The 24,221-nt window shown below is 49.0% G+C and carries 20 protein-coding genes; 11 read left to right on the plus strand and 9 right to left on the minus strand.

Annotated features, from left to right (window positions below):
- Position 1: 1 nt before the first annotated feature.
- The 5 genes from HUZ68_RS02990 to rpsT all read right to left on the minus strand — a co-directional run bounded on the left by HUZ68_RS02990 (position 2) and on the right by rpsT (position 6,187).
- A complete protein-coding gene (locus HUZ68_RS02990; RefSeq protein ID WP_033814591.1) occupies positions 2-2,452 on the minus strand; it encodes a fimbrial biogenesis outer membrane usher protein in 2,451 nt (816 codons plus the stop codon).
- Between the two features lie 12 nt (positions 2,453-2,464).
- Positions 2,465-3,148 (minus strand): fimbria/pilus periplasmic chaperone, encoded by a 684-nt coding sequence (locus HUZ68_RS02995; RefSeq protein WP_001306194.1) that lies wholly within the window; start codon positions 3,146-3,148, stop codon positions 2,465-2,467.
- 49 nt (positions 3,149-3,197) lie between these two features.
- Positions 3,198-3,731, minus strand: coding sequence for a fimbrial protein (locus HUZ68_RS03000; protein WP_000759928.1), 534 nt, complete (start codon positions 3,729-3,731; stop codon positions 3,198-3,200).
- 301 nt (positions 3,732-4,032) lie between these two features.
- Positions 4,033-5,454: a type III secretion system effector EspX1 gene (gene espX1 / locus HUZ68_RS03005; RefSeq protein WP_033814590.1), complete on the minus strand. Its 1,422-nt coding sequence runs from the start codon at positions 5,452-5,454 to the stop codon at positions 4,033-4,035.
- 469 nt (positions 5,455-5,923) lie between these two features.
- Positions 5,924-6,187, minus strand: a complete 264-nt coding sequence (gene rpsT, locus HUZ68_RS03010; protein WP_001274021.1) for a 30S ribosomal protein S20 — start codon at positions 6,185-6,187, stop codon at positions 5,924-5,926.
- 102 nt (positions 6,188-6,289) lie between these two features.
- Here rpsT and HUZ68_RS03015 point away from each other — a divergent pair, with 102 nt between their 5' ends.
- The 11 genes from HUZ68_RS03015 (at position 6,290) to caiF (ending at position 19,766) form a co-directional block, all read left to right on the plus strand.
- A complete protein-coding gene (locus HUZ68_RS03015) occupies positions 6,290-6,508 on the plus strand; it encodes a DUF2575 family protein (protein WP_001300728.1) in 219 nt (72 codons plus the stop codon).
- Positions 6,509-6,515: 7 nt separating this feature from the next.
- A complete protein-coding gene (ribF, locus tag HUZ68_RS03020) occupies positions 6,516-7,457 on the plus strand; it encodes a bifunctional riboflavin kinase/FAD synthetase (protein ID WP_033814589.1) in 942 nt (313 codons plus the stop codon).
- Positions 7,458-7,499: 42 nt separating this feature from the next.
- A complete protein-coding gene (ileS, locus tag HUZ68_RS03025) occupies positions 7,500-10,316 on the plus strand; it encodes an isoleucine--tRNA ligase (protein ID WP_001286887.1) in 2,817 nt (938 codons plus the stop codon).
- The gene (gene lspA, locus HUZ68_RS03030; RefSeq protein WP_000083369.1) at positions 10,316-10,810 is read left to right on the plus strand and encodes a signal peptidase II; all 495 of its coding nucleotides are present in this window, start codon (positions 10,316-10,318) and stop codon (positions 10,808-10,810) included. The genes ileS and lspA overlap by 1 nt, the downstream gene beginning before the upstream one ends.
- An 87-nt stretch (positions 10,811-10,897) precedes the next feature.
- Positions 10,898-11,347, plus strand: a complete 450-nt coding sequence (gene fkpB, locus HUZ68_RS03035) for an FKBP-type peptidyl-prolyl cis-trans isomerase (protein ID WP_000004655.1) — start codon at positions 10,898-10,900, stop codon at positions 11,345-11,347.
- Between the two features lies 1 nt (position 11,348).
- Positions 11,349-12,299, plus strand: a complete 951-nt coding sequence (gene ispH, locus HUZ68_RS03040; protein WP_001166395.1) for a 4-hydroxy-3-methylbut-2-enyl diphosphate reductase — start codon at positions 11,349-11,351, stop codon at positions 12,297-12,299.
- A gap of 65 nt (positions 12,300-12,364) precedes the next feature.
- Positions 12,365-13,279 (plus strand): ribonucleoside hydrolase RihC, encoded by a 915-nt coding sequence (rihC, locus tag HUZ68_RS03045; protein ID WP_001239142.1) that lies wholly within the window; start codon positions 12,365-12,367, stop codon positions 13,277-13,279.
- A 166-nt stretch (positions 13,280-13,445) separates the two neighbouring features.
- On the plus strand, positions 13,446-14,267 hold the full coding sequence (dapB, locus tag HUZ68_RS03050; RefSeq protein WP_000543608.1) for a 4-hydroxy-tetrahydrodipicolinate reductase: 822 nt from the start codon (positions 13,446-13,448) through the stop codon (positions 14,265-14,267).
- A 455-nt stretch (positions 14,268-14,722) separates the two neighbouring features.
- Positions 14,723-15,871, plus strand: coding sequence for a glutamine-hydrolyzing carbamoyl-phosphate synthase small subunit (gene carA / locus HUZ68_RS03055; protein WP_000597260.1), 1,149 nt, complete (start codon positions 14,723-14,725; stop codon positions 15,869-15,871).
- A 17-nt stretch (positions 15,872-15,888) separates the two neighbouring features.
- Positions 15,889-19,110: a carbamoyl-phosphate synthase large subunit gene (carB, locus tag HUZ68_RS03060; RefSeq protein WP_001126377.1), complete on the plus strand. Its 3,222-nt coding sequence runs from the start codon at positions 15,889-15,891 to the stop codon at positions 19,108-19,110.
- A 260-nt stretch (positions 19,111-19,370) separates the two neighbouring features.
- A complete protein-coding gene (caiF, locus tag HUZ68_RS03065) occupies positions 19,371-19,766 on the plus strand; it encodes a carnitine metabolism transcriptional regulator CaiF (protein WP_000333120.1) in 396 nt (131 codons plus the stop codon).
- Between the two features lie 85 nt (positions 19,767-19,851).
- Here caiF and caiE read toward each other — a convergent pair whose 3' ends face one another.
- From caiE to caiB, 4 genes are all read right to left on the minus strand, one after another.
- Complete coding sequence (gene caiE, locus HUZ68_RS03070; protein ID WP_000122876.1) at positions 19,852-20,442, minus strand: carnitine operon protein CaiE; 591 nt, start codon at positions 20,440-20,442, stop codon at positions 19,852-19,854.
- Between the two features lie 5 nt (positions 20,443-20,447).
- The gene (gene caiD, locus HUZ68_RS03075; protein ID WP_000004404.1) at positions 20,448-21,233 is read right to left on the minus strand and encodes a crotonobetainyl-CoA hydratase; all 786 of its coding nucleotides are present in this window, start codon (positions 21,231-21,233) and stop codon (positions 20,448-20,450) included.
- Between the two features lie 108 nt (positions 21,234-21,341).
- Entirely contained in the window at positions 21,342-22,895 is a 1,554-nt protein-coding gene (gene caiC / locus HUZ68_RS03080) for a crotonobetaine/carnitine-CoA ligase (RefSeq protein ID WP_001297614.1), read from the minus strand.
- Positions 22,896-22,968: 73 nt separating this feature from the next.
- A complete protein-coding gene (caiB, locus tag HUZ68_RS03085) occupies positions 22,969-24,186 on the minus strand; it encodes an L-carnitine CoA-transferase (protein ID WP_000349932.1) in 1,218 nt (405 codons plus the stop codon).
- Positions 24,187-24,221: the final 35 nt, after the last annotated feature.

Here is a 24,221-nt window from a genome sequence, read left to right on the forward strand (position 1 = left end):
TTTACTGGCATATATATGTTTTGTTTTCATCTATAACGTGTTGAAAATTAATAGTACAGAATAAATTCTGTTCATCATTGAGAGCAACTTTTATGCCAGTTGGAATTTCATCTACGCGAATAAAAAGGCGACTACCCTGGCCAACGACTCCAATATTGTTTTCCTGGAGATCCAGTACATCATAGCCAAAAGTTAATGGCGAACCATCGGGACGCAGTGCCTGTATATACCAGGGCTTACGTTGGTCAGTTGTAAACTGCACATAAGAAACTGCTCCACGGTAAGGCGCAATAATTTGACGATTGCCCTGCAATTCTGTTTCACTTTCACTGTTTGCTGTATCAAGTACCAGATGGTTTTCACGATGAGGTATCATCAGGTCGTAAACAACCTGGCCTTTGTTGTTTGTTCGGTTGTATTTTTGTCCATTAATATGCGCGCCTTCTAACCCAGGCGCATCCAGAATTGCAAATGTATCGGATAGCTGGTTAGTGATATTAATACCACCGGGCCAGACAACTAATCCACTACTAATACTTCCACCACTTTGCCAGGCGTTTTTAGAATGGCTATAGCTGCCATCTATTGTGGCGATTGGAGTTCTCCAGCTTAAATTCGTACCAAGCGAGGTATCATTATTTTGTTGTTGCTGATTAACATATATACCATAATTTAACTGATCATGTTCACCGGCTATGCCAGTAATTCCAGTATTGTTGGAGGAATAGCCATCTTTGGAAAATGAGGTAGAATTCGATAAGTTAATTTGGTGACGTGTTTTGGCAATATCATCACCCCAGTAGAAAGGAATGGAGATAAACAGATTAAAACGCTCCTCTTCTTTATCGTTTTCATCATAGGATTGGCTGGCAGAGAAAGTATAACTAATGTGTTGCCAGTTATTGGAGTAACTGAATTGGTAATCTTTAGCATTTCCACTTCGCCCCCAGTAATTCCGCCAAAGTGCACTTAATGATACATTTCCCAGATTATTGGATAAAGGTTGCATTATATTGGCAGAAAGGCTATTTTTTCTGCCGATATCATAAAAATCGTCATAGTCACTCTGATGATTTATTTTATCATTTTCGTAAAGATGGTCGCTGAATGTCCTGTAATCCTGCGAAGCATAACGCCAGGCGGCCACGCTAAAGTGAGTGGCCGTTTGCAATAGATATTTATTATAGGCGACCTGATAGCTCGTACCTTCGTGTCTGGTATCATTATTTAACTTACTACTCGATCGGGTAGCGTCAAAAGAGATGGCACCCAGCGGTGTATTCCAACCATTTCCCAGAGTTATAGCATTATAGTTATCGGATAAAATCGTACCGCCATAAAGTGTCAAAAGATTGTTGAGGCCATATATATAATTTGCCTCGAGAAAGTCCTCCTGATTCTTGACACCATATATCTGACTACGTCCGGCTATAAAATCGAAATTTGAAATACCAGGTTGCAGCATATTGGGCACGGAAGAGTAGGGCACCAAAAAGGAACGAACACTACCATCTGCTTCCTTAATGCTGACATCGAGATCAGAGCCGCTGCCCGAAAGTTGCAAATCTGCGATAGTAAATGGTCCTGGGGGAACCTCTTTTTGGTAAATGGTATAGCCATTTTGCGAAACCGTTATCAAGGCGTTACTTTGCGCAACACCTTGTACTAAAGGTGTAAAGCTTTGCATAGAATCAGGTAGCATTTGCATATCGCGAAATAAGCGTATTCCGCTAAATCGCAGAGAGTCGAATATGAGTGAGGATGTGTAATTTTCTCCTATCTGAACTGTGCTTAATATCTGCGACCAGCCACGTTCCAGGTAAAGAGTATTACTTTGCCATTTGCCTTTCATATCATCAGGTTTGCTATAACTGGCATCAGAGTGTAACTGCCAACTAAATAAATTTAATCCGCTGTTAAACCGGCCATAACTGGCTGTATGACTGTTATTATTGCTGTCATAAGAGCGATACTGACTTAAATTATAGGAGGTATAAAAAGCATCAATGCCGCGATCCCAACTTTCTGGGGGAACGTAGCCTCTTTCAAGTTCATTGATATACGCCTGTGGTACTGTTAAATTTAGTCGGTGTTCACTGATATCCCACTGATATTGTCCACCATGAACCGCTTCATCCAGTAAAATACAATTATCTTCTGTATTGAGGTTACCGGTCTTTACCCCCAGTTTGGTTAGTAGCACCTTAGGCAGACATGGTTTGACTGGTGACTCTGGGATCGTGATATCTTGTTTTCCACGCCACTGGTTATTTACATAAAAATCAAGTTCGTAGTTTCCTGGAAGCGGTTGTTTATTATCGAAACGATATTCGGAAACTTTTTCTCCTCTCATGCCGCCAATCATAAAGTGCGTATCAAAAGTTTCTTCAGCATAACCCGGAAAAGAATACAAAAAAATAATAGCAGCGACCCATCGTGTCGTCCTTAACATGACTTTTTCCTGTTATCTCGCGGCGATTTTACTATGGATGTTATTCCCGTAATCATCAACTACCGTTAGTTCATATTCTGATGCGTGGTTATTTTTTAATGTAATGTCGTTATTTGAAAATGGAGGCAGTAAGATACTTTCATTATTAACTTTCACGTTTTGTGCTTTGATAGTTGTAACCGTTATCCAGTTGGCTGTTTCGTTGTTTATTGAGATGGCGTTATTTTTCTTTTTGATATTTAATTGAGAAAGGCTTTTTTTATCTACCGGAGCTATTCCGCTTGGACGCCAAAGTAGCTTTATACGGTTTTGCAATGCAAGTTTAATTTTGTTTTTTCCTGCATTTTGTGGGTTGTTTGGAGGGATATCCAGAACATTTAGATAAAATAAACTTTCTTTATTGTGAGGCAAGTTGTTTGGCATTTTTCTTATTTTAAGTTGTTGGCCAGAACCACCTGCTACACGACTTACTGGCGGTGTGAGAATAAATGGGACCTGAATTTTTTCTGGCGCGATAGTGGTGTTCCCATCATCGATCCATGCCTGAATTAAAGAGGCATTTTTACTTTGATTCATTAACTGTACGAGAACTTCTCTGTTTTTTTCAGGATAAATAATGCGCGTACCATAGATGACCACACCGGCATGAACAGGTAAAATAAAAAATGACATCAGTAATGCTGTTATTATTCTCACGTAATCACTCCGTAAATAATACCGGTAGCAGAGCTACCGGCAAAAAACGTTAATCTGCACTGATTTTAATCGTTACGGTTGACTCTACGGAGCCTTTTGTAACTGGATTGCCACTTGTGCGGGCATATTGTGCATTCAAATTAAGAAAATATTGACCAGAGCCATTATCTTTCAGCGGTGTTTTTAACCCTGGTCTCATTCTGGTCAAAGTCCCATCATCGAGGAAAATGGCAAAGCCAATGTTCTCAGCAGTTCCTTTATTCAGCGTAAAGTTATTAGCATCAAACTCTGATGCTAGTACTTCGATACTTGGGGCTGTATTTCCGTCACACTGAATTTCTAAGTCATGAGAGGTTGAACCGGTTTTTAAAGTATAGATTTCATTATTGATAAGTTGATTCATTGCACTGGTTACAACATCTTCGACAACGATATCTGTTGTCGAATCACCATTAACAAAGTAACACGTTGTATCAACAACTTCTCCTCTAATGGTTAGTGTTCCTTGATCGACATCCTTGGCGAAGGTTGTTGCGCTAAACATCAACGTTGTCGCAACGAAGGGAATAATATACTTTTTCATAAATCATCCTTAATTAACTGGTATGGAAGGTCACTCGTTTTCAAACCCGATTATGTGATCAGGTTGTTATTATTTAGATTAATGTTTAAATTTTTTAATTTCTTGATGTGAAGTTGATGAAAGTTTGAAAATTTAATATTCTTAATTGTTCCCTTCTTTATAAGAAGAGCAAGGTGCCATCATTAGAGTGACAGAGTAGGATGTTTCAGAGCATGCTTCAGATTATTTTTTATTTCTCTGCAGTTAATTAATAATTATCACAGGTAATTTCATTCTGAAATTACTTCTTTTTTGGGGTATTTTAATCTTGATGAGATATTTTTTTCATAAGGAACATAGACTCGTTGATGCTCTGAAGGTATTTTCTCATTTCTGGGGATGTTTTGTCGTAATCGTGCATAAACTTTTTCAGTTCTTTATACACATCATTATTTAGCTTTACATTGTCGCGAACTAAAGTTTGTACCAATGGTATCAAAATTTCGAAACGGGACGGTTTGTCATCAATACTTGCCAGGGTTTTGAATACTCCTGTGTATCTGTAACCTAAGTGCTTATTGACAAGTTGAGTGGTCCATCGGCCAGGCATAATATCTTCACAGCGCAAATTTTTTATCATGGTATTAGTGAACGATGTTCCAAATATGTTGCTTTTTTTAATGAAGAGGTTGTTTATTTCTCCATTTGAAAAGATGGTGTTTGATAAGTCGCTTTCAAAACATGATATATTGGATAATACACAACCAAAATAATACCCATGTGAAAGGTTGCTCTTTTTTATTGTTATATTTGATAGCAACAGTTTATTTATATTAATATTAGGGGTAGTCACATACTGGATCTTTTGCTCGTTAAGTTCATACATCTCCAGCGATTTATTATAGGGTAATAAAAGTATAAATTCCTTTATATTATCTCCGCAGTAAGAAAAGACAACATCAAATTTATTGGTGATCATGTTTTCAGTTGAGCAGTAAGCTGATTTTTCTATTAACCGACTGGGCACGCTTTTAAATAAAGATAATTTTTCACATAGTTGTGAATATGCCGAATTGCTAGTTTTAAAATTCTGCCATGTTATTTGCTGGTTATCATCTGTCGATGAGGAGGGGATTTTATTGCATTGCTCATTGTATAGCTCAGGGAAAATATTTTTTTTAATTAGCTTTTTGATTTCCTGGTTAAGATGACTTTTTTTCTTGTCTAGTGCACTATATTTAGCGTTTTGTGACGTCTCCTGATGAGCATAAAATGACTGGAGATTTCTGCAGGCCTCATAAAATATTCCAGGAGTGTATAGCTCTGGGTATATTTCCTGGTTGAAGTTTGCCTTTAAAAATTTAATAAATTTTTCATAGCATTCTTGATATATCTTAATCTCTTCAGAAAGACATTCGCTTGTTCTGTCATCAAAAACATCCAATCTAAGTAATGTGATGCCTTTGTGTTTAAAAAAAGAAAATTGAACTGTATGTTCTATGAGTTTACATCTATAAAAATGTGCATCTCTCAGATGAGTATATTGAAAAAAATGATGAAGGACTGGAGATGGTTTAGGCAAATCCTGGCTTCTGAAAAAGTCATCAAACAAAATTAAGAACTCTGTTTTATACTCGCAAAACACTTTTACTAACTCATTTTGTCTTGTTTTATTTATTATTACATCATCTACTATATTTGATTTATAAAGACAATGTGGCGAAGTTGAGATACCATCTGTCATTATCAGTCCTTGAAGTTGATGAATTTTTATTAATTTAATTTATGAGTGAATGTGACTACTATCAAAAATCGCTCATTAATTTTAAGAAGTACAATATAAATAGGTATTTAACCTGTGTTGATTGCTGTTAATAATTTACAAGGTCTAATGAGGAGATATTTATGAATGGTTAAAGTATATAGGAATTTAATTCAAAAATAGAGTGGTCTTAAGTTTAATACCTCAATGTGTATCACAATATCCATATTCTTTGTGGGGGAGTCTGGAGATTGAGTAGATATTCTTGTTCAGAATGTATCAGCCGATGGTTCTACGATTCTTAAGCCACGAAGAGTTCAGATAGTACAACGGCATGTCTCTTTTGACTATCTGGCAACCGGCAGTGTGTTCTCTCACGCATCACAAAAGCAGCAGGCATAAAAAAACCCGCTTGCGCGGGCTTTTTCACAAAGCTTCAGCAAATTGGCGATTAAGCCAGTTTGTTGATCTGTGCAGTCAGGTTAGCCTTATGACGTGCAGCTTTGTTTTTGTGGATCAGACCTTTAGCAGCCTGACGGTCCACGATCGGTTGCATTTCGTTAAATGCTTTCTGTGCAGCAGCTTTGTCGCCAGCTTCGATAGCTGCGTATACTTTCTTGATGAAAGTACGCATCATAGAGCGACGGCTTGCGTTGTGCTTACGAGCCTTTTCAGACTGAATGGCGCGCTTCTTAGCTGATTTGATATTAGCCAAGGTCCAACTCCCAAATGTGTTCTATATGGACAATTCAAAGGCCGAGGAATATGCCCTTTTAGCCTTCTTTTGTCAATGGATTTGTGCAAATAAGCGCCGTTAATGTGCCGGCACTCGTTACGTAGTGATGGCGCAGGATTCTACCAGCTTGCGGGGTGTGAATACAGCTTTTCCGCGATAAAAATTGCAGCAGGCGGTCAGTTTCTTCCCGTGATTTGCGCCATGGCAATGAAAAGCCACTTCTTTCTGATTTCGGTACTCAATCGCCGGTTAACCTTGACCGCTGTACAAGGTATACTCGGACGATTTTCACTGTTTTGAGCCAGACATGAAGCTGATACGCGGCATACATAATCTCAGCCAGGCCCCGCAAGAAGGGTGTGTGCTGACTATTGGTAATTTCGACGGCGTGCATCGCGGTCATCGCGCGCTGTTACAGGGCTTGCAGGAAGAAGGGCGCAAGCGCAACTTACCGGTGATGGTGATGCTTTTTGAACCTCAACCACTGGAACTGTTTGCTATCGATAAAGCCCCGGCACGGCTGACCCGGCTGCGGGAAAAACTGCGTTACCTTGCAGAGTGTGGCGTTGATTACGTGCTGTGCGTGCGTTTCGACAGGCGTTTTGCGGCGTTAACCGCGCAAAATTTCATCAGCGATCTTTTGGTGAAGCATTTGCGCGTAAAATTTCTTGCCGTAGGTGATGATTTCCGCTTTGGCGCTGGTCGTGAAGGCGATTTCTTGTTATTACAGAAAGCTGGCATGGAATACGGCTTCGATATCACCAGTACGCAAACTTTTTGCGAAGGTGGTGTGCGTATCAGCAGCACCGCCGTGCGTCAGGCGCTGGCTGATGACAATCTGGCTCTGGCAGAAAGTTTACTGGGGCACCCGTTTGCCATCTCCGGGCGTGTAGTCCACGGTGATGAATTAGGGCGCACTATAGGTTTCCCGACGGCGAATGTACCGCTACGCCGTCAGGTTTCCCCGGTGAAAGGGGTTTATGCGGTAGAAGTGCTGGGCCTCGGTGAAAAGCCGTTACCCGGCGTGGCAAACATCGGAACACGCCCAACGGTTGCCGGTATTCGCCAGCAGCTGGAAGTGCATTTGTTAGATGTTGCAATGGACCTTTACGGTCGCCATATACAAGTAGTGCTGCGTAAAAAAATACGCAATGAGCAGCGATTTGCGTCGCTGGACGAACTGAAAGCGCAGATTGCGCGTGATGAATTAACCGCCCGCGAATTTTTTGGGCTAACAAAACCGGCTTAAGCCTGTTATGTAATCAAACCGAAACACGGAACCGAGAATCTGATGAGTGACTATAAATCAACCCTGAATTTGCCGGAAACAGGGTTCCCGATGCGTGGCGATCTCGCCAAGCGCGAACCGGGAATGCTGGCGCGTTGGACTGATGATGATCTGTACGGCATCATCCGTGCGGCTAAAAAAGGCAAAAAAACCTTCATTCTGCATGATGGCCCTCCTTATGCGAATGGCAGCATTCATATTGGTCACTCGGTTAACAAGATTCTGAAAGACATTATCGTGAAGTCCAAAGGGCTTTCCGGTTATGACTCGCCGTATGTGCCTGGCTGGGACTGCCACGGTCTGCCGATCGAGCTGAAAGTAGAGCAAGAATACGGTAAGCCGGGTGAGAAATTCACCGCCGCCGAGTTCCGCGCCAAGTGCCGCGAATACGCGGCGACCCAGGTTGACGGTCAACGCAAAGACTTTATCCGTCTGGGCGTGCTGGGCGATTGGTCGCACCCGTACCTGACCATGGACTTCAAAACTGAAGCCAATATCATCCGCGCGCTGGGCAAAATCATCGGCAATGGTCACCTGCACAAAGGCGCGAAGCCGGTGCACTGGTGCGTAGACTGCCGTTCTGCACTGGCAGAAGCGGAAGTTGAGTATTACGACAAAACTTCTCCGTCCATTGACGTCGCTTTCCAGGCGGTCGATCAGGATGCGCTGAAAGCGAAATTTGGCGTCAGCAACGTTAACGGCCCAATCTCGCTGGTGATCTGGACCACTACGCCGTGGACTCTGCCTGCGAACCGCGCAATCTCTATTGCACCTGATTTCGACTATGCGCTGGTGCAGATCGACGGTCAGGCCGTGATTCTGGCGAAAGATCTGGTTGAAAGCGTAATGCAGCGTATCGGCGTGACCGATTACACCATTCTCGGCACGGTAAAAGGTGCAGAGCTTGAGCTGCTGCGCTTTACCCATCCGTTTATGGGCTTCGACGTTCCGGCAATCCTCGGCGATCACGTTACCCTGGATGCCGGTACCGGTGCCGTTCACACCGCGCCTGGCCACGGCCCGGACGACTATGTGATCGGTCAGAAATACGGCCTGGAAACCGCTAACCCGGTTGGCCCGGACGGCACTTATCTGCCGGGCACTTATCCGACGCTGGATGGTGTGAACGTCTTCAAAGCGAACGACATCGTCGTTGCGCTGCTGCAGGAAAAAGGCGCGCTGCTGCACGTTGAGAAAATGCAGCACAGCTATCCGTGCTGCTGGCGTCACAAAACGCCGATCATCTTCCGCGCGACACCGCAGTGGTTCGTCAGCATGGATCAGAAAGGTCTGCGTGCGCAGTCACTGAAAGAGATCAAAGGCGTGCAGTGGATCCCGGACTGGGGCCAGGCGCGTATCGAGTCGATGGTTGCTAACCGTCCTGACTGGTGTATCTCCCGTCAGCGTACCTGGGGCGTACCGATGTCACTGTTCGTGCACAAAGACACGGAAGAGCTGCATCCGCGTACCCTCGAACTAATGGAAGAAGTGGCAAAACGCGTTGAAGTTGACGGCATCCAGGCGTGGTGGGATCTTGATGCGAAAGAGATCCTCGGCGATGAAGCTGATCAGTACGTGAAAGTGCCGGACACATTGGATGTATGGTTTGACTCCGGATCTACCCACTCTTCTGTTGTTGACGTGCGTCCGGAATTTGCCGGTCACGCAGCGGACATGTATCTGGAAGGTTCTGACCAGCACCGTGGTTGGTTCATGTCTTCCCTAATGATCTCCACCGCGATGAAGGGCAAAGCGCCGTATCGTCAGGTACTGACCCACGGCTTTACCGTGGATGGTCAGGGTCGCAAGATGTCTAAATCCATCGGCAACACCGTTTCGCCGCAGGATGTGATGAACAAACTGGGCGCGGATATTCTGCGTCTGTGGGTGGCATCAACCGACTACACCGGTGAAATGGCCGTTTCTGACGAGATCCTGAAACGTGCAGCCGACAGCTATCGTCGTATCCGTAACACCGCGCGCTTCCTGCTGGCAAACCTGAACGGTTTTGATCCGGCAAAAGATATGGTGAAACCGGAAGAGATGGTGGTACTGGATCGCTGGGCCGTAGGTTGTGCGAAAGCGGCACAGGAAGACATCCTCAAGGCGTACGAAGCATACGATTTCCACGAAGTGGTACAGCGTCTGATGCGCTTCTGCTCCGTTGAGATGGGTTCCTTCTACCTCGACATCATCAAAGACCGTCAGTACACCGCCAAAGCGGATAGCGTGGCGCGTCGTAGCTGCCAGACTGCGCTGTATCACATCGCTGAAGCGCTGGTGCGCTGGATGGCACCAATCCTCTCCTTCACCGCTGATGAAGTGTGGGGCTATCTGCCGGGCGAACGTGAAAAATACGTCTTCACCGGTGAGTGGTACGAAGGCCTGTTTGGTCTGGCAGACAGTGAAGCAATGAACGATGCGTTCTGGGACGAGCTGTTGAAAGTGCGTGGCGAAGTGAACAAAGTCATTGAGCAAGCGCGTGCCGACAAGAAAGTGGGTGGCTCGCTGGAAGCGGCAGTAACCTTGTATGCAGAACCGGAACTGGCGGCGAAACTGACCGCGCTGGGCGATGAATTACGATTTGTCCTGTTGACCTCCGGCGCTACCGTTGCAGACTATAACGACGCACCTGCTGATGCTCAGCAGAGCGAAGTACTCAAAGGACTGAAAGTCGCGTTGAGTAAAGCCGAAGGTGAGAAGTGCCCACGCTGCTGGCACTACACCCAGGATGTCGGCAAGGTGGCGGAACACGCAGAAATCTGCGGCCGCTGTGTCAGCAACGTCGCCGGTGACGGTGAAAAACGTAAGTTTGCCTGATGAGTCAATCGATCTGTTCAACAGGGCTACGCTGGCTGTGGCTGGTGGTAGTCGTGCTGATTATCGATCTGGGCAGCAAATACCTGATCCTCCAGAACTTTGCTCTGGGGGATACGGTCCCGCTGTTCCCGTCGCTTAATCTGCATTATGCGCGTAACTATGGCGCGGCGTTTAGTTTCCTTGCCGATAGCGGCGGCTGGCAGCGTTGGTTCTTTGCCGGTATTGCGATTGGTATTAGCGTGATCCTGGCAGTGATGATGTATCGCTCGAAGGCCACGCAGAAGCTAAACAATATCGCTTATGCGCTGATTATTGGCGGCGCGCTGGGCAACCTGTTCGACCGCCTGTGGCACGGCTTCGTTGTCGATATGATCGACTTCTACGTCGGCGACTGGCACTTCGCCACCTTCAACCTTGCCGATACTGCCATTTGTGTCGGTGCGGCACTGATTGTGCTGGAAGGTTTTTTGCCTTCTAAAGCGAAAAAACAATAATAAACCCTGCCGGATAAGGCCTACAGATTGCTGCGAAATCGTAGGCCGCATCCGGCAAAAATCCTCAAAATATAAGAGCAAACCTGCATGTCTGAATCTGTACAGAGCAATAGCGCCGTCCTGGTGCACTTCACGCTAAAACTCGACGATGGCACCACCGCCGAGTCTACCCGCAACAACGGTAAACCGGCGCTGTTCCGCCTGGGCGATGCTTCTCTTTCTGAAGGGCTGGAGCAACACCTGCTGGGGCTGAAAGTGGGCGATAAAACCACCTTCTCGCTGGAGCCAGATGCGGCGTTTGGCGTGCCGTCACCGGACCTGATTCAGTACTTCTCCCGCCGTGAATTTATGGATGCAGGCGAGCCAGAAATTGGCGCAATTATGCTTTTTACCGCAATGGATGGCAGTGAGATGCCTGGCGTGATCCGCGAAATTAACGGCGACTCCATTACCGTTGATTTCAACCATCCGCTGGCCGGGCAGACCGTTCATTTTGATATTGAAGTGCTGGAAATCGATCCGGCACTGGAGGCGTAACATGCAGATCCTGTTGGCCAACCCGCGTGGTTTTTGTGCCGGGGTAGACCGCGCTATCAGCATTGTTGAAAACGCGCTGGCCATTTACGGCGCACCGATATATGTCCGTCACGAAGTGGTACATAACCGCTATGTGGTCGATAGCTTGCGTGAGCGTGGGGCTATCTTTATTGAGCAGATTAGCGAAGTACCGGACGGCGCGATCCTGATTTTCTCCGCACACGGTGTTTCTCAGGCGGTACGTAACGAAGCAAAAAGCCGCGATTTGACGGTGTTTGATGCCACCTGTCCGCTGGTGACCAAAGTGCATATGGAAGTCGCCCGCGCCAGCCGTCGTGGCGAAGAATCTATTCTCATCGGTCACGCCGGGCACCCGGAAGTGGAAGGGACAATGGGTCAGTACAGCAACCCGGAAGGGGGAATGTATCTGGTCGAATCGCCGGACGATGTGTGGAAACTGACGGTCAAAAACGAAGAGAAACTCTCCTTTATGACCCAGACCACGCTGTCGGTGGATGACACGTCTGATGTGATCGACGCGCTGCGTAAACGCTTCCCGAAAATTGTCGGTCCGCGCAAAGATGACATCTGCTACGCCACGACTAACCGACAGGAAGCGGTACGTGCCCTGGCAGAACAGGCGGAAGTTGTGCTGGTGGTCGGTTCGAAAAACTCCTCCAACTCCAACCGTCTGGCGGAGCTGGCCCAGCGTATGGGCAAACGCGCGTTTTTGATTGACGATGCGAAAGATATCCAGGAAGAGTGGGTGAAAGAGGTTAAATGCGTCGGCGTGACTGCGGGCGCATCGGCTCCGGATATTCTGGTGCAGAATGTGGTGGCACGTTTGCAGCAGCTGGGTGGTGGTGAAGCCATTCCGCTGGAAGGCCGTGAAGAAAATATTGTTTTCGAAGTGCCGAAAGAGCTGCGTGTCGATATTCGTGAAGTCGATTAAGTCATTAGCAGCCTAAGTTATGCGAAAATGCCGGTCTTGTTATCGGCATTTTTTATGGAGAAAACATGCGTTTACCTATCTTCCTCGATACTGACCCCGGCATTGACGATGCCGTCGCCATTGCCGCCGCGATTTTTGCCCCCGAACTCGACCTGCAACTGATGACCACCGTCGCGGGTAATGTCTCGGTTGAGAAAACCACCCGCAACGCCCTGCAACTGCTGCATTTCTGGAATGCGGAGATTCCGCTCGCCCAGGGAGCCGCTGTGCCGCTGGTACGCGCACCGCGTGATGCAGCATCTGTGCACGGCGAATCGGGAATGGCTGGCTACGACTTTGTTGAGCACAACCGAAAGCCACTCGGGATACCGGCGTTTCTGGCGATTCGGGATGCCCTGATGCGTGCACCAGAGCCCGTTACCCTGGTGGCCATCGGCCCGTTAACCAATATTGCGCTGTTACTTTCACAATGCCCGGAATGTAAACCGTATATTCGCCGTCTGGTGATCATGGGTGGTTCTGCCGGACGCGGAAACTGTACGCCAAACGCCGAGTTTAATATTGCTGCCGATCCAGAAGCGGCTGCCTGTGTCTTCCGTAGCGGTATTGAAATCGTCATGTGCGGTTTGGATGTCACCAATCAGGCAATATTAACTCCTGACTATCTCTCTACACTGCCGCAGTTAAACCGTACCGGGAAAATGCTTCACGCCCTGTTTAGCCACTACCGTAGCGGCAGTATGCAAAGCGGCTTGCGAATGCACGATCTCTGCGCCATCGCCTGGCTGGTGCGCCCGGACCTGTTCACTCTCAAACCCTGTTTTGTGGCAGTGGAAACTCAGGGCGAATTTACCTCAGGCACGACGGTGGTTGATATCGACGGTTGCCTGGGCAAGCCAGCCAATGTACAGGTGGCATTGGATCTGGATGTGAAAGGCTTCCAGCAGTGGGTGGCTGAGGTGCTGGCTCTGGCGTCGTAACCTGTCACATGTTATTGGCATGCAGTCATTCATCGACTCATGCCTTTCACTGATATCCCTCCCTATTTATCATTAATTTCTAATTATCAGCGTTTTTGGCTGGCGGCGTAGCGATGCGCTGGTTACTCTGAAAACGGTCTATGCAAATTAACAAAAGAGAATAGCTATGCATGATGCAAACATCCGCGTTGCCATCGCGGGAGCCGGGGGGCGTATGGGCCGCCAGTTGATTCAGGCGGCGCTGGCATTAGAAGGCGTGCAGCTGGGCGCGGCGCTGGAGCGCGAAGGATCTTCTTTACTGGGCAGCGACGCCGGTGAGCTGGCTGGTGCAGGGAAAACAGGCGTTACCGTGCAAAGCAGCCTCGATGCGGTAAAAGATGATTTTGATGTGTTTATCGATTTTACCCGTCCGGAAGGTACGCTGAACCATCTCGCTTTTTGTCGCCAGCATGGCAAAGGGATGGTGATCGGCACTACGGGGTTTGACGAAGCCGGTAAACAGGCGATTCGTGACGCCGCCGCCGATATTGCGATTGTCTTTGCCGCCAATTTTAGCGTTGGCGTTAACGTCATGCTTAAGCTGCTGGAGAAAGCAGCCAAAGTGATGGGTGACTACACCGATATCGAAATTATTGAAGCACATCATAGACATAAAGTTGATGCGCCGTCAGGCACCGCACTGGCAATGGGAGAGGCGATCGCCCACGCCCTTGATAAAGATCTGAAAGATTGCGCGGTCTACAGTCGTGAAGGCCACACCGGTGAACGTGTGCCTGGCACCATTGGTTTTGCCACCGTGCGTGCAGGTGACATCGTTGGCGAACATACCGCGATGTTTGCCGATATTGGCGAGCGTCTGGAGATCACCCATAAGGCGTCCAGCCGCATGACATTTGCTAACGGCGCGGTAAGATCGGCTTTGTGGTTGAGTAGTAAGGAAAGTGGTCTTTTTGATATGCGAGATGTGCTTGATCTCAATAGTTTGTAACCACAAAATATTTGTTATGGTGCAAGAATAACACATTTAATTTATTGATTATAAAGGGCTTTAATTTTTGGCCCTTTTATTTTTAGTGTTATGTTTTTAAATTGTCTATAAGTGCCAAAAATTACATGTTTTGTCTTCGGTTTTTGTTGTTTTAATGTAAATTTTGACCATTTGGTCCACTTTTCCCTACTCGCTTTTATTTCATGCAATCTTCTTGCTGCGCAAGCGTTTTCTAGAACAGGTTATATGATCTTTTTGCCGCTTAATGCCTGTAAAACATGCATGAGCCACAAAATAATATAAAAAATCCCGCCATTAAGTTGACTTTTAGCGCCCATATCTCCAGAATGCCGCCGTTTGCCAGAAATTCGTCGGTAAGCAGATTTGCATTGATTTACGTCATCATTGTGAATTAATATGCAAATAAAGTGAGTGAATATTCTCTGGAGGGTGTTTTGATTAAGTCAGCGCTATTGGTTCTGGAAGACGGAACCCAGTTTCACGGTCGGGCCATAGGGGCAACAGGTTCGGCGGTTGGGGAAGTCGTTTTCAATACTTCAATGACCGGTTATCAAGAAATCCTCACTGATCCTTCCTATTCTCGTCAAATCGTTACTCTTACTTATCCCCATATTGGCAATGTCGGCACTAATGACGCCGATGAAGAATCTTCTCAGGTACATGCACAAGGTCTGGTGATTCGCGACCTGCCGCTGATTGCCAGCAACTTCCGTAATACCGAAGACCTCTCTTCTTACCTGAAGCGCCATAACATCGTGGCGATTGCCGATATCGATACCCGTAAGCTGACGCGTTTACTGCGCGAGAAAGGCGCACAGAATGGCTGCATTATCGCAGGCGATAACCCGGATGCGGCGTTGGCGTTAGAAAAAGCCCGCGCGTTCCCAGGTCTGAATGGCATGGATCTGGCAAAAGAAGTGACCACCGCAGAAGCCTATAGCTGGACACAAGGGAGCTGGACGTTGACCGGCGGCCTGCCAGAAGCGAAAAAAGAAGACGAGCTGCCGTTCCACGTCGTGGCTTATGATTTTGGTGCCAAGCGCAACATCCTGCGGATGCTGGTGGATAGAGGCTGTCGCCTGACCATCGTTCCGGCGCAAACTTCTGCGGAAGATGTGCTGAAAATGAATCCAGACGGCATCTTCCTCTCCAACGGTCCTGGCGACCCGGCCCCGTGCGATTACGCCATTACCGCCATCCAGAAATTCCTCGAAACCGATATTCCGGTATTCGGCATCTGCCTCGGTCATCAGCTGCTGGCGCTGGCGAGCGGTGCGAAGACTGTCAAAATGAAATTTGGTCACCACGGCGGCAACCATCCGGTTAAAGATGTGGAGAAAAACGTGGTGATGATCACCGCCCAGAACCACGGTTTTGCGGTGGATGAAGCAACATTACCTGCAAACCTGCGTGTCACGCATAAATCCCTGTTCGACGGTACGTTACAGGGCATTCATCGCACTGATAAACCGGCGTTCAGCTTCCAGGGTCACCCGGAAGCCAGCCCTGGGCCACACGACGCAGCGCCGTTGTTCGACCACTTTATCGAGTTAATTGAGCAGTACCGTAAAACCGCTAAGTAATCAGGAGTAAAAGAGCCATGCCAAAACGTACAGATATAAAAAGTATCCTGATTCTGGGTGCGGGCCCGATTGTTATCGGTCAGGCGTGTGAGTTTGACTACTCTGGCGCGCAAGCATGTAAAGCCCTGCGCGAAGAGGGTTACCGCGTCATTCTGGTGAACTCCAACCCGGCGACCATCATGACCGACCCGGAAATGGCCGATGCGACCTACATCGAGCCGATTCACTGGGAAGTAGTACGCAAGATTATTGAAAAAGAGCGCCCGGACGCGGTGCTGCCAACGATGGGCGGTCAGACGGCGCTGAACTGCGCGCTGGAGCTGGAGCGTCAGGGCGTGTTGGAAGAGTTCGGCGTGACTATGATTGGTGCGACCGCCGATGCGATTGATAAAGCAGAAGACCGCCGTCGTTTCGACGTAGCGATGAAGAAAATTGGTCTGGAAACCGCGCGTTCCGGTATCGCACACACGATGGAAGAAGCGCTGGCGGTTGCCGCTGACGTGGGCTTCCCGTGCATTATTCGCCCATCCTTTACCATGGGCGGTAGCGGCGGCGGTATCGCTTATAACCGCGAAGAGTTTGAAGAAATTTGCGCCCGCGGTCTGGATCTCTCCCCAACCAAAGAGCTGCTGATTGATGAGTCGCTGATCGGCTGGAAAGAGTACGAGATGGAAGTGGTGCGTGATAAAAACGACAACTGCATCATCGTCTGCTCTATCGAAAACTTTGATGCGATGGGCATCCATACCGGTGACTCCATCACTGTCGCGCCAGCCCAAACGCTGACCGACAAAGAATATCAAATCATGCGTAACGCCTCGATGGCGGTGCTGCGTGAAATCGGCGTTGAAACCGGTGGTTCCAATGTCCAGTTTGCGGTGAACCCGAAAAACGGTCGCCTGATTGTTATCGAAATGAACCCACGCGTGTCCCGTTCTTCGGCGCTGGCGTCGAAAGCGACCGGTTTCCCGATTGCTAAAGTGGCGGCGAAACTGGCGGTGGGTTACACCCTCGACGAACTGATGAACGACATCACTGGCGGACGTACTCCGGCCTCCTTCGAGCCGTCCATCGACTATGTGGTTACTAAAATTCCTCGCTTCAACTTCGAAAAATTCGCTGGTGCTAACGACCGTCTGACCACTCAGATGAAATCGGTTGGCGAAGTGATGGCGATTGGTCGCACGCAGCAGGAATCCCTGCAAAAAGCGCTGCGCGGCCTGGAAGTCGGTGCGACTGGATTCGACCCGAAAGTGAGCCTCGATGACCCGGAAGCGTTAACCAAAATCCGTCGCGAACTGAAAGATGCTGGCGCAGAGCGTATCTGGTACATCGCCGATGCCTTCCGTGCGGGCCTGTCTGTGGACGGCGTGTTCAACCTGACCAATATTGACCGCTGGTTCCTGGTACAGATTGAAGAACTGGTGCGTCTGGAAGAGAAAGTAGCGGAAGTGGGCATCACTGGCCTGAACGCTGAATTCCTGCGCCAGCTGAAACGCAAAGGCTTTGCCGATGCGCGTCTGGCAAAACTGGCGGGCGTGCGCGAAGCGGAAATCCGCAAGCTGCGCGACCAGTATGACCTGCACCCGGTTTATAAGCGCGTGGATACCTGTGCGGCAGAGTTCGCCACCGACACCGCTTACATGTACTCCACTTATGAAGAAGAGTGCGAAGCGAATCCGTCTACCGACCGTGAAAAAATCATGGTTCTCGGCGGCGGCCCGAACCGTATCGGTCAGGGTATCGAATTCGACTACTGCTGTGTACACGCCTCGCTGGCGCTGCGCGAAGACGGTTACGAAACCATTATGGTTAACTGTAACCCGGAAACCGTCTCCACCGACTACGACACTTCCGATCGCCTCTACTTCGAGCCGGTAACTCTGGAAGATGTGCTAGAAATCGTGCGTATTGAGAAGCCGAAAGGCGTTATCGTTCAGTACGGCGGTCAGACCCCGCTGAAACTGGCGCGCGCGCTGGAAGCTGCTGGCGTACCGGTTATCGGCACCAGCCCGGATGCTATCGACCGTGCAGAAGACCGTGAACGCTTCCAGCATGCGGTTGAGCGTCTGAAACTGAAACAACCGGCGAACGCCACCGTTACCGCTATTGAAATGGCGGTAGAGAAGGCGAAAGAGATTGGCTACCCGCTGGTGGTACGTCCGTCTTACGTTCTCGGCGGTCGGGCGATGGAAATCGTCTATGACGAAGCTGACCTGCGTCGCTACTTCCAGACGGCGGTCAGCGTGTCTAACGATGCGCCAGTGTTGCTGGATCACTTCCTTGATGACGCGGTAGAAGTTGACGTGGATGCCATCTGCGACGGCGAAATGGTGCTGATTGGCGGCATCATGGAGCACATCGAGCAGGCGGGCGTGCACTCCGGTGACTCCGCATGTTCTCTGCCAGCCTACACCTTAAGTCAGGAAATTCAGGATGTGATGCGCCAGCAGGTGCAGAAACTGGCCTTCGAATTGCAGGTGCGCGGTCTGATGAACGTGCAGTTTGCGGTGAAAAACAACGAAGTCTACCTGATTGAAGTTAACCCGCGTGCGGCGCGTACCGTTCCGTTCGTCTCCAAAGCCACCGGCGTACCGCTGGCAAAAGTGGCGGCGCGTGTGATGGCTGGCAAATCGCTGGCTGAGCAGGGCGTAACCAAAGAAGTTATCCCGCCGTACTACTCGGTGAAAGAAGTGGTGCTGCCGTTCAATAAATTCCCGGGTGTTGACCCGCTGTTAGGGCCAGAAATGCGCTCCACTGGGGAAGTGATGGGCGTGGGCCGCACCTTCGCTGAAGCGTTTGCCAAAGCGCAGCTGGGCAGCAACTCCACCATGAAGAAACACGGTCGTGCGTTGCTTTCCGTGCGCGAAGGCGATAAAGAACGCGTGGTGGACCTGGCGGCAAAACTGCTGAAACAGGGCTTCGAGCTGGATGCGACCCACGGCACGGCGATTGTGCTGGGCGAAGCGGGTATCAATCCGCGTCTGGTAAACAAGGTGCATGAAGGCCGTCCGCACATTCAGGACCGTATCAAGAATGGCGAATATACCTACATCATCAACACCACCTCAGGCCGTCGCGCGATTGAAGACTCCCGCGTGATCCGTCGCAGTGCGCTGCAATATAAAGTGCATTATGACACCACCCTGAACGGTGGTTTCGCTACCGCGATGGCGCTGAATGCCGACGCGACCGAAAAAGTAGTTTCGGTGCAGGAAATGCACGCGCAGATCAAATAATAGCGTGTCATGGCGGATATTTTTCATCCGCTAATTTGATCGAATAAGTAATACGGTTCTCTGATGAGGACCGTTTTTTTTGCCCATTAAGTAAATCTTTTGGGGAATCGATATTTTTGATGACATAAGCAGGATTTAGCTCACACTTATCGACGGTGAAGTTGCATACTATCGATATATCCACAATTTTAATATGGCCTTGTTTAATTGCTTCAAAACGAGTCATAGCCAGACTTTTAATTTGTGAAACTGGAGTTCGTATGTGTGAAGGATATGTTGAAAAACCACTCTACTTGTTAATCGCCGAATGGATGATGGCTGAAAATCGGTGGGTGATAGCAAGAGAGATCTCTATTCATTTCGATATTGAACACAGCAAGGCGGTTAATACCCTGACTTATATTCTGTCGGAAGTCGCAGAAATAAGCTGCGAAGTTAAGATGATCCCTAATAAGCTGGAAGGACGGGGATGCCAGTGCCAGCGACTGGTAAAAGTGGTCGATATCGATGAGCAAATTTACGCGCGCCTGCGCAATAACAGCCGGGATAAATTAGTCGGCGTAAGAAAGACGCCGCGTATTCCTGCCGTTCCGCTCACGGAACTTAACCGCGAGCAGAAGTGGCAGATGATGTTGTCAAAGAGTATGCGTCGTTAATTTTATCTCGTTGATACCGGGCGTCCTGCTTGCCAGATGCGATGTTGTAGCATCTTATCCAGCAACCAGGTCGCATCCGGCAAGATCACCGTTTAGGCGTCACATCCGTCGTCCCCTGCAAACGGGGGCGATTTTCCTCCATTTGCCTCAGTGGCTGTGTTTCATGTAACGATGCATGACAGCGCCCGACAAGATCCTGATACTCTTTGGTATTCAACCGTTTCCAGTGTAACTCGTCGTCACTAACACTGCGTACAGCGCGGGCTGGCGTACCCATCAACAACTGGCGTTTCTCGCCGTGAAAGCCTGCTTTGACAAAGCTCATGGCGGCAACAATGCTCTCTTCGCCAATGACCGCGCCATCCATAATCACGCTGTTCATCCCGACCAATGCATCGCGACCAATCACACAACCATGCAGGATCGCTCCGTGCCCGATATGGCCGTTTTCCCCAACGATGGTGTCAGTGTCGCAGTAGCCATGCATAATGCAGCCATCCTGAATATTGGCTCCCGCTTGCACGATCAACCGCCCGTAGTCACCACGCAGTGAGGCGAGTGGGCCGATGTAGACACCGGCTCCCACAATCACATCGCCAATCAAGACGGCACTGGGATGGACAAACGCCGTCGGGTGAACCACCGGAATTAACCCCTCAAAGGCGTAATAGCTCACGGTTGTTAACGTCCTTTCCATACCGGATCGCGCTTCTCGGCAAACGCCAGCGGCCCTTCAACGGCATCTTCCGAATGCAGAACCGACGGATAGTGTTTCAACACGCCGCTGCGAATATAGCGATACGCTTCTTCTACCGGCATTTCGCTGGTGGTGCGGTAGATCTCTTTCAGCGCCGCAATCGCCAGCGGGGCGCTGTTAACCAGCTGCTGCGCCAGTTCGCGGGCGTTATCCATCAGTTCCGCCTGGCTAACCACGCGGTTGACTATCCCCCAACGCAGCGCCTCTTCTGTGCCCATTCGTCTGCCGGTCATCACCATTTCATTGACGATGGCAGGCGGCAGGATCTTCGGCAGACGCAGCACGCCGCCGCTGTCAGGAACGATGCCCAGTTTGGCTTCCGGCAGGGCGAAGCTGGCATTATCAGCACAAACAATAAAATCTGCCGCCAGCGCCAGTTCAAAGCCGCCGCCAAAGGCATAGCCGTTCACAGCTGCGATAACCGGTTTGTCGAGATTGAAAATTTCGGTTAATCCCGCAAATCCACCCGGGCCAAAGTCAGCATCCGGTGCTTCGCCTTCTGCTGCCGCTTTTAAATCCCAGCCCGCGGAAAAGAACTTCTCTCCGGCACCGGTAATAATGGCGACACGTAATTGCGGATCGTCACGGAAATTTAGAAATACTTCGCCCATTTCAAAGCTGGTTTTTGCATCAATAGCATTCGCTTTTGGACGATCAAGGGTAATTTCCAGAATTGATCCATTGCGGGTCAGATGTAATGATTCACTCATTCCTTTTCTCCATTTTTGCTTTTTCAGGGACGACAACATCCCTGCAAAAAATGCATATTGTTTTATAGCGTGATTATTAGCTGGCAGGGTAGTTCCCTGCTGTTTCATTTATTTCAGATTCTTTCTAATTATTTTCCCCGAGCAATTACGTGGCAGATCTTTTCTGATCTCCAGATAAGAGGGCACTTTAAATTTCGCCATATTTTGTTCGCAGAAGCGGAAAAATTCCTCTTCGCTCAATGTTTCACCTTCATTCAGCACCACAAATGCTTTGATGGCTTCATCGCGAATCGAATCTTTAATACCCACAACCACGATATCCTGAATTTTTGGATGGGTGGCGATGATATTTTCCAGCTCCACGCAGGAGACATTCTCGCCACCGCGTTTGATCATATTGCAGCGGCGATCGACGAAATAAAAAAAGCCCTCTTCGTCGCAGTATCCGGTATCGCCGGTATGTAGCCAGCCGTCGGCTTCCAGCACTTTCGCAGTGGCTTTCGGGTTGAGAAAATACTCTTTGAAGATGGTTTTCCCTGGTACGCCTTTAATACAGATTTCACCGATCTCACCTGCCGGGAGCGGGCGATTGTGATCGTCGCGGATCTCCGCTTCGTAGCAAAACCCCGCCCGACCAATCGACGGCCAGCGTCGTTTATCGCCAGGGCGATCGCCGATAATGCCCACAATGGTTTCCGTCATCCCATAAGACGTCAGCAAGCGAACGCCGAAGCGTTCACAAAACGCATCTTTTTCCTGCTCCGACAAGTTGAGATAAAACATCACTTCCCGCAGGCGGTGTTGCCGATCGTTCGCTGAAGGCGGCTGCACCATCAACGTACGGATCATCATCGGAATACATTCGGTAATGGTGGCGCGGTACTTCTGCACCTGTCCCCAGAAGGCGCGGGCGCTGTATTTCTCGACCAGCACAAAGGTGGCCCCGGCAGAAAACGCCGCCATCGCCGCAGTACACTGGCAATCGATATGAAACGCAGGCATTACCGTCAGGTAGACGTCATCGTCACGCAGTGCACACTGCCAGGCGGAGTAATATCCAGCGAAGCGCAGGTTGTAATGGGTAATCACCACACCTTTCGGTCGGGAGGTGGTGCCGGAGGTGAAGAGAATTTCCGCCGTATCGTCAGTCGATAGCGGCGGTGCATAGCACAAGGTGGCAGGTTGTTGATTTTTCAGTTGAGTAAACGAACTCACGCCATCATCAGCGGGAAGTGCCACATCTGTCAGGCAAATGTGCCGCAATTGAGTGGCATCTTCCTGCTGAATCTGTTGATACATAGGATAGAATTGCGCACTGGTCACCAGCAGGCACGCCTGGCTATTTTGCAGGATCCACGCGCTTTCCTCGCGTAACAGGCGGGCGTTAATCGGCACCATAATCGCGCCAATTTTTGCCAGCCCGAACCAGCAAAAGATAAATTCCGGGCAGTTGTCGAGATGTAGTGCAACCTTGTCGCCTTTGCGAATCCCCAGCGTATAAAACAGGTTTGCCGTGCGGTTAATCTCCTGATTTAACTCAAGATAACTATACCGGTTAACGACTCCGCCGCTGGATTCACAAATCAGCGCCGTTTTATGACCGTAAACGTCCGCAAGATCGTCCCACATTTGACGTAGATGTTGTCCGCCAATGATATCCATTGCACCTCTATCCATTTTTGTTCGTTTGTTATTGGGCGGGCGCTAGTCAGGCAAGCCGACTGACGCCACGCGTTTAGTCCTCAACTTTGGCCAGACCTTTGCTGACCAACTCCTGAATGTCGTTTTCGCTGTAGCCGATATTTTTCAAAATGGCAGCCGTGTCCATGCCATGTGAGGGCATTCCGCGCCAGATTTGTCCGGGGTTATTTTTGAATTTCGGCATGATGTTCGGCCCTTTGCAGGTGCGACCATCCATCGTTTGCCACTGAGTGATTGATTCACGGGCAACATACTGTGGATTGCTTTCCAGTTCCGGTACGGTCAGTACTTTGGCACAGGCGATATTCAGTTCGGCAAAGCGTTCTTTAACTTCTGCGATGGTATGTGCCGCCAGCCAGGCATCGAGTTTTTCTTCTACCAGTGGGCCGTAAGGGCATTCGATACGGTGGATAAGCTGAGTGCCTTCCGGGATTTCCGGCGTACCGAGTAGATGTGCGAGGCCAATATCTTTAAAGCACTCTTCAATTTGGGTAATGCCCACCAGTTCCATCACGATGTAGCCGTCGGCGCATTTATACAGACCGCAACCGGCGTAGTAGGGATCTTTACCTTTGCTCATGCGCGGGCACATTTCGCCGCCGTTGAAGTAATCCATCATGAAGTACTGGCCCATACGCAGCATCACTTCATACATGGCGATGTCGATACTTTCGCCTTTACCGGTTTCACGCACTTTATGCAGTGCTGCCAGCGCCGCCGTGGTGGCGGTCAGGCCAGAAAAGTAATCGGCGGTATACGGGAAGGCAGGCATTGGCTGGTCAACATCACCGTTCTGAATCAGGTAACCACTAAAGGCCTGGGCGATAGTGTTATAGGCCGGAAGATTGGTGTACTCCTCGGTGCCGTACTGACCAAAACCGGACAGGTGAGCGATAACCAGTTTCGGGTTGTGCTGCCACAGTACTTCATCGGTAATGCCACGACGGGCAAAGGCCGGACCTTTACTGGCTTCGATGAAGATATCGGTGGTTTCCATTAATTTCAGAAACGCTTCGCGGCCTTCATCTTTGAAAATATTTAACGACAGCGCGTGCAAATTGCGGCGGGAGAGTTGCGGGTAGTTCGGTTGAACGCGAATGGTGTCGGCCCAGGCGACGTTCTCGATCCAGATAACTTCCGCGCCCCATTCTGCGAACATTTGCCCGGCAAACGGTCCGGCGATTTCGATACCGGAGAAGACAACGCGCAATCCGGCCAACGGCCCGAATTTCGGCATGGGTAGATGATCCATTATTTGCTCCTGAAAAATTTATGTAGCGCATGACT

The organism is Shigella dysenteriae, from assembly GCF_022354085.1.
GTDB lineage: Bacteria > Pseudomonadota > Gammaproteobacteria > Enterobacterales > Enterobacteriaceae > Escherichia > Escherichia coli.

Coding starts and splice junctions, on each gene's coding strand:
- HUZ68_RS02990 (WP_033814591.1), bottom strand. CDS start 2,452: ATGTTAAGGACGACACGATGGGTCGCTGCTATTATTTTTTTGTATTCT.
- caiD (WP_000004404.1), bottom strand. CDS start 21,233: ATGAGTGAATCATTACATCTGACCCGCAATGGATCAATTCTGGAAATT.
- ileS (WP_001286887.1), top strand. CDS start 7,500: ATGAGTGACTATAAATCAACCCTGAATTTGCCGGAAACAGGGTTCCCG.
- espX1 (WP_033814590.1), bottom strand. CDS start 5,454: ATGACAGATGGTATCTCAACTTCGCCACATTGTCTTTATAAATCAAAT.
- lspA (WP_000083369.1), top strand. CDS start 10,316: ATGAGTCAATCGATCTGTTCAACAGGGCTACGCTGGCTGTGGCTGGTG.
- carB (WP_001126377.1), top strand. CDS start 15,889: ATGCCAAAACGTACAGATATAAAAAGTATCCTGATTCTGGGTGCGGGC.
- ribF (WP_033814589.1), top strand. CDS start 6,516: ATGAAGCTGATACGCGGCATACATAATCTCAGCCAGGCCCCGCAAGAA.
- caiB (WP_000349932.1), bottom strand. CDS start 24,186: ATGGATCATCTACCCATGCCGAAATTCGGGCCGTTGGCCGGATTGCGC.
- fkpB (WP_000004655.1), top strand. CDS start 10,898: ATGTCTGAATCTGTACAGAGCAATAGCGCCGTCCTGGTGCACTTCACG.
- caiF (WP_000333120.1), top strand. CDS start 19,371: ATGTGTGAAGGATATGTTGAAAAACCACTCTACTTGTTAATCGCCGAA.
- caiC (WP_001297614.1), bottom strand. CDS start 22,895: ATGGATATCATTGGCGGACAACATCTACGTCAAATGTGGGACGATCTT.
- HUZ68_RS03000 (WP_000759928.1), bottom strand. CDS start 3,731: ATGAAAAAGTATATTATTCCCTTCGTTGCGACAACGTTGATGTTTAGC.
- ispH (WP_001166395.1), top strand. CDS start 11,349: ATGCAGATCCTGTTGGCCAACCCGCGTGGTTTTTGTGCCGGGGTAGAC.
- HUZ68_RS03015 (WP_001300728.1), top strand. CDS start 6,290: ATGTGCCGGCACTCGTTACGTAGTGATGGCGCAGGATTCTACCAGCTT.
- dapB (WP_000543608.1), top strand. CDS start 13,446: ATGCATGATGCAAACATCCGCGTTGCCATCGCGGGAGCCGGGGGGCGT.
- rihC (WP_001239142.1), top strand. CDS start 12,365: ATGCGTTTACCTATCTTCCTCGATACTGACCCCGGCATTGACGATGCC.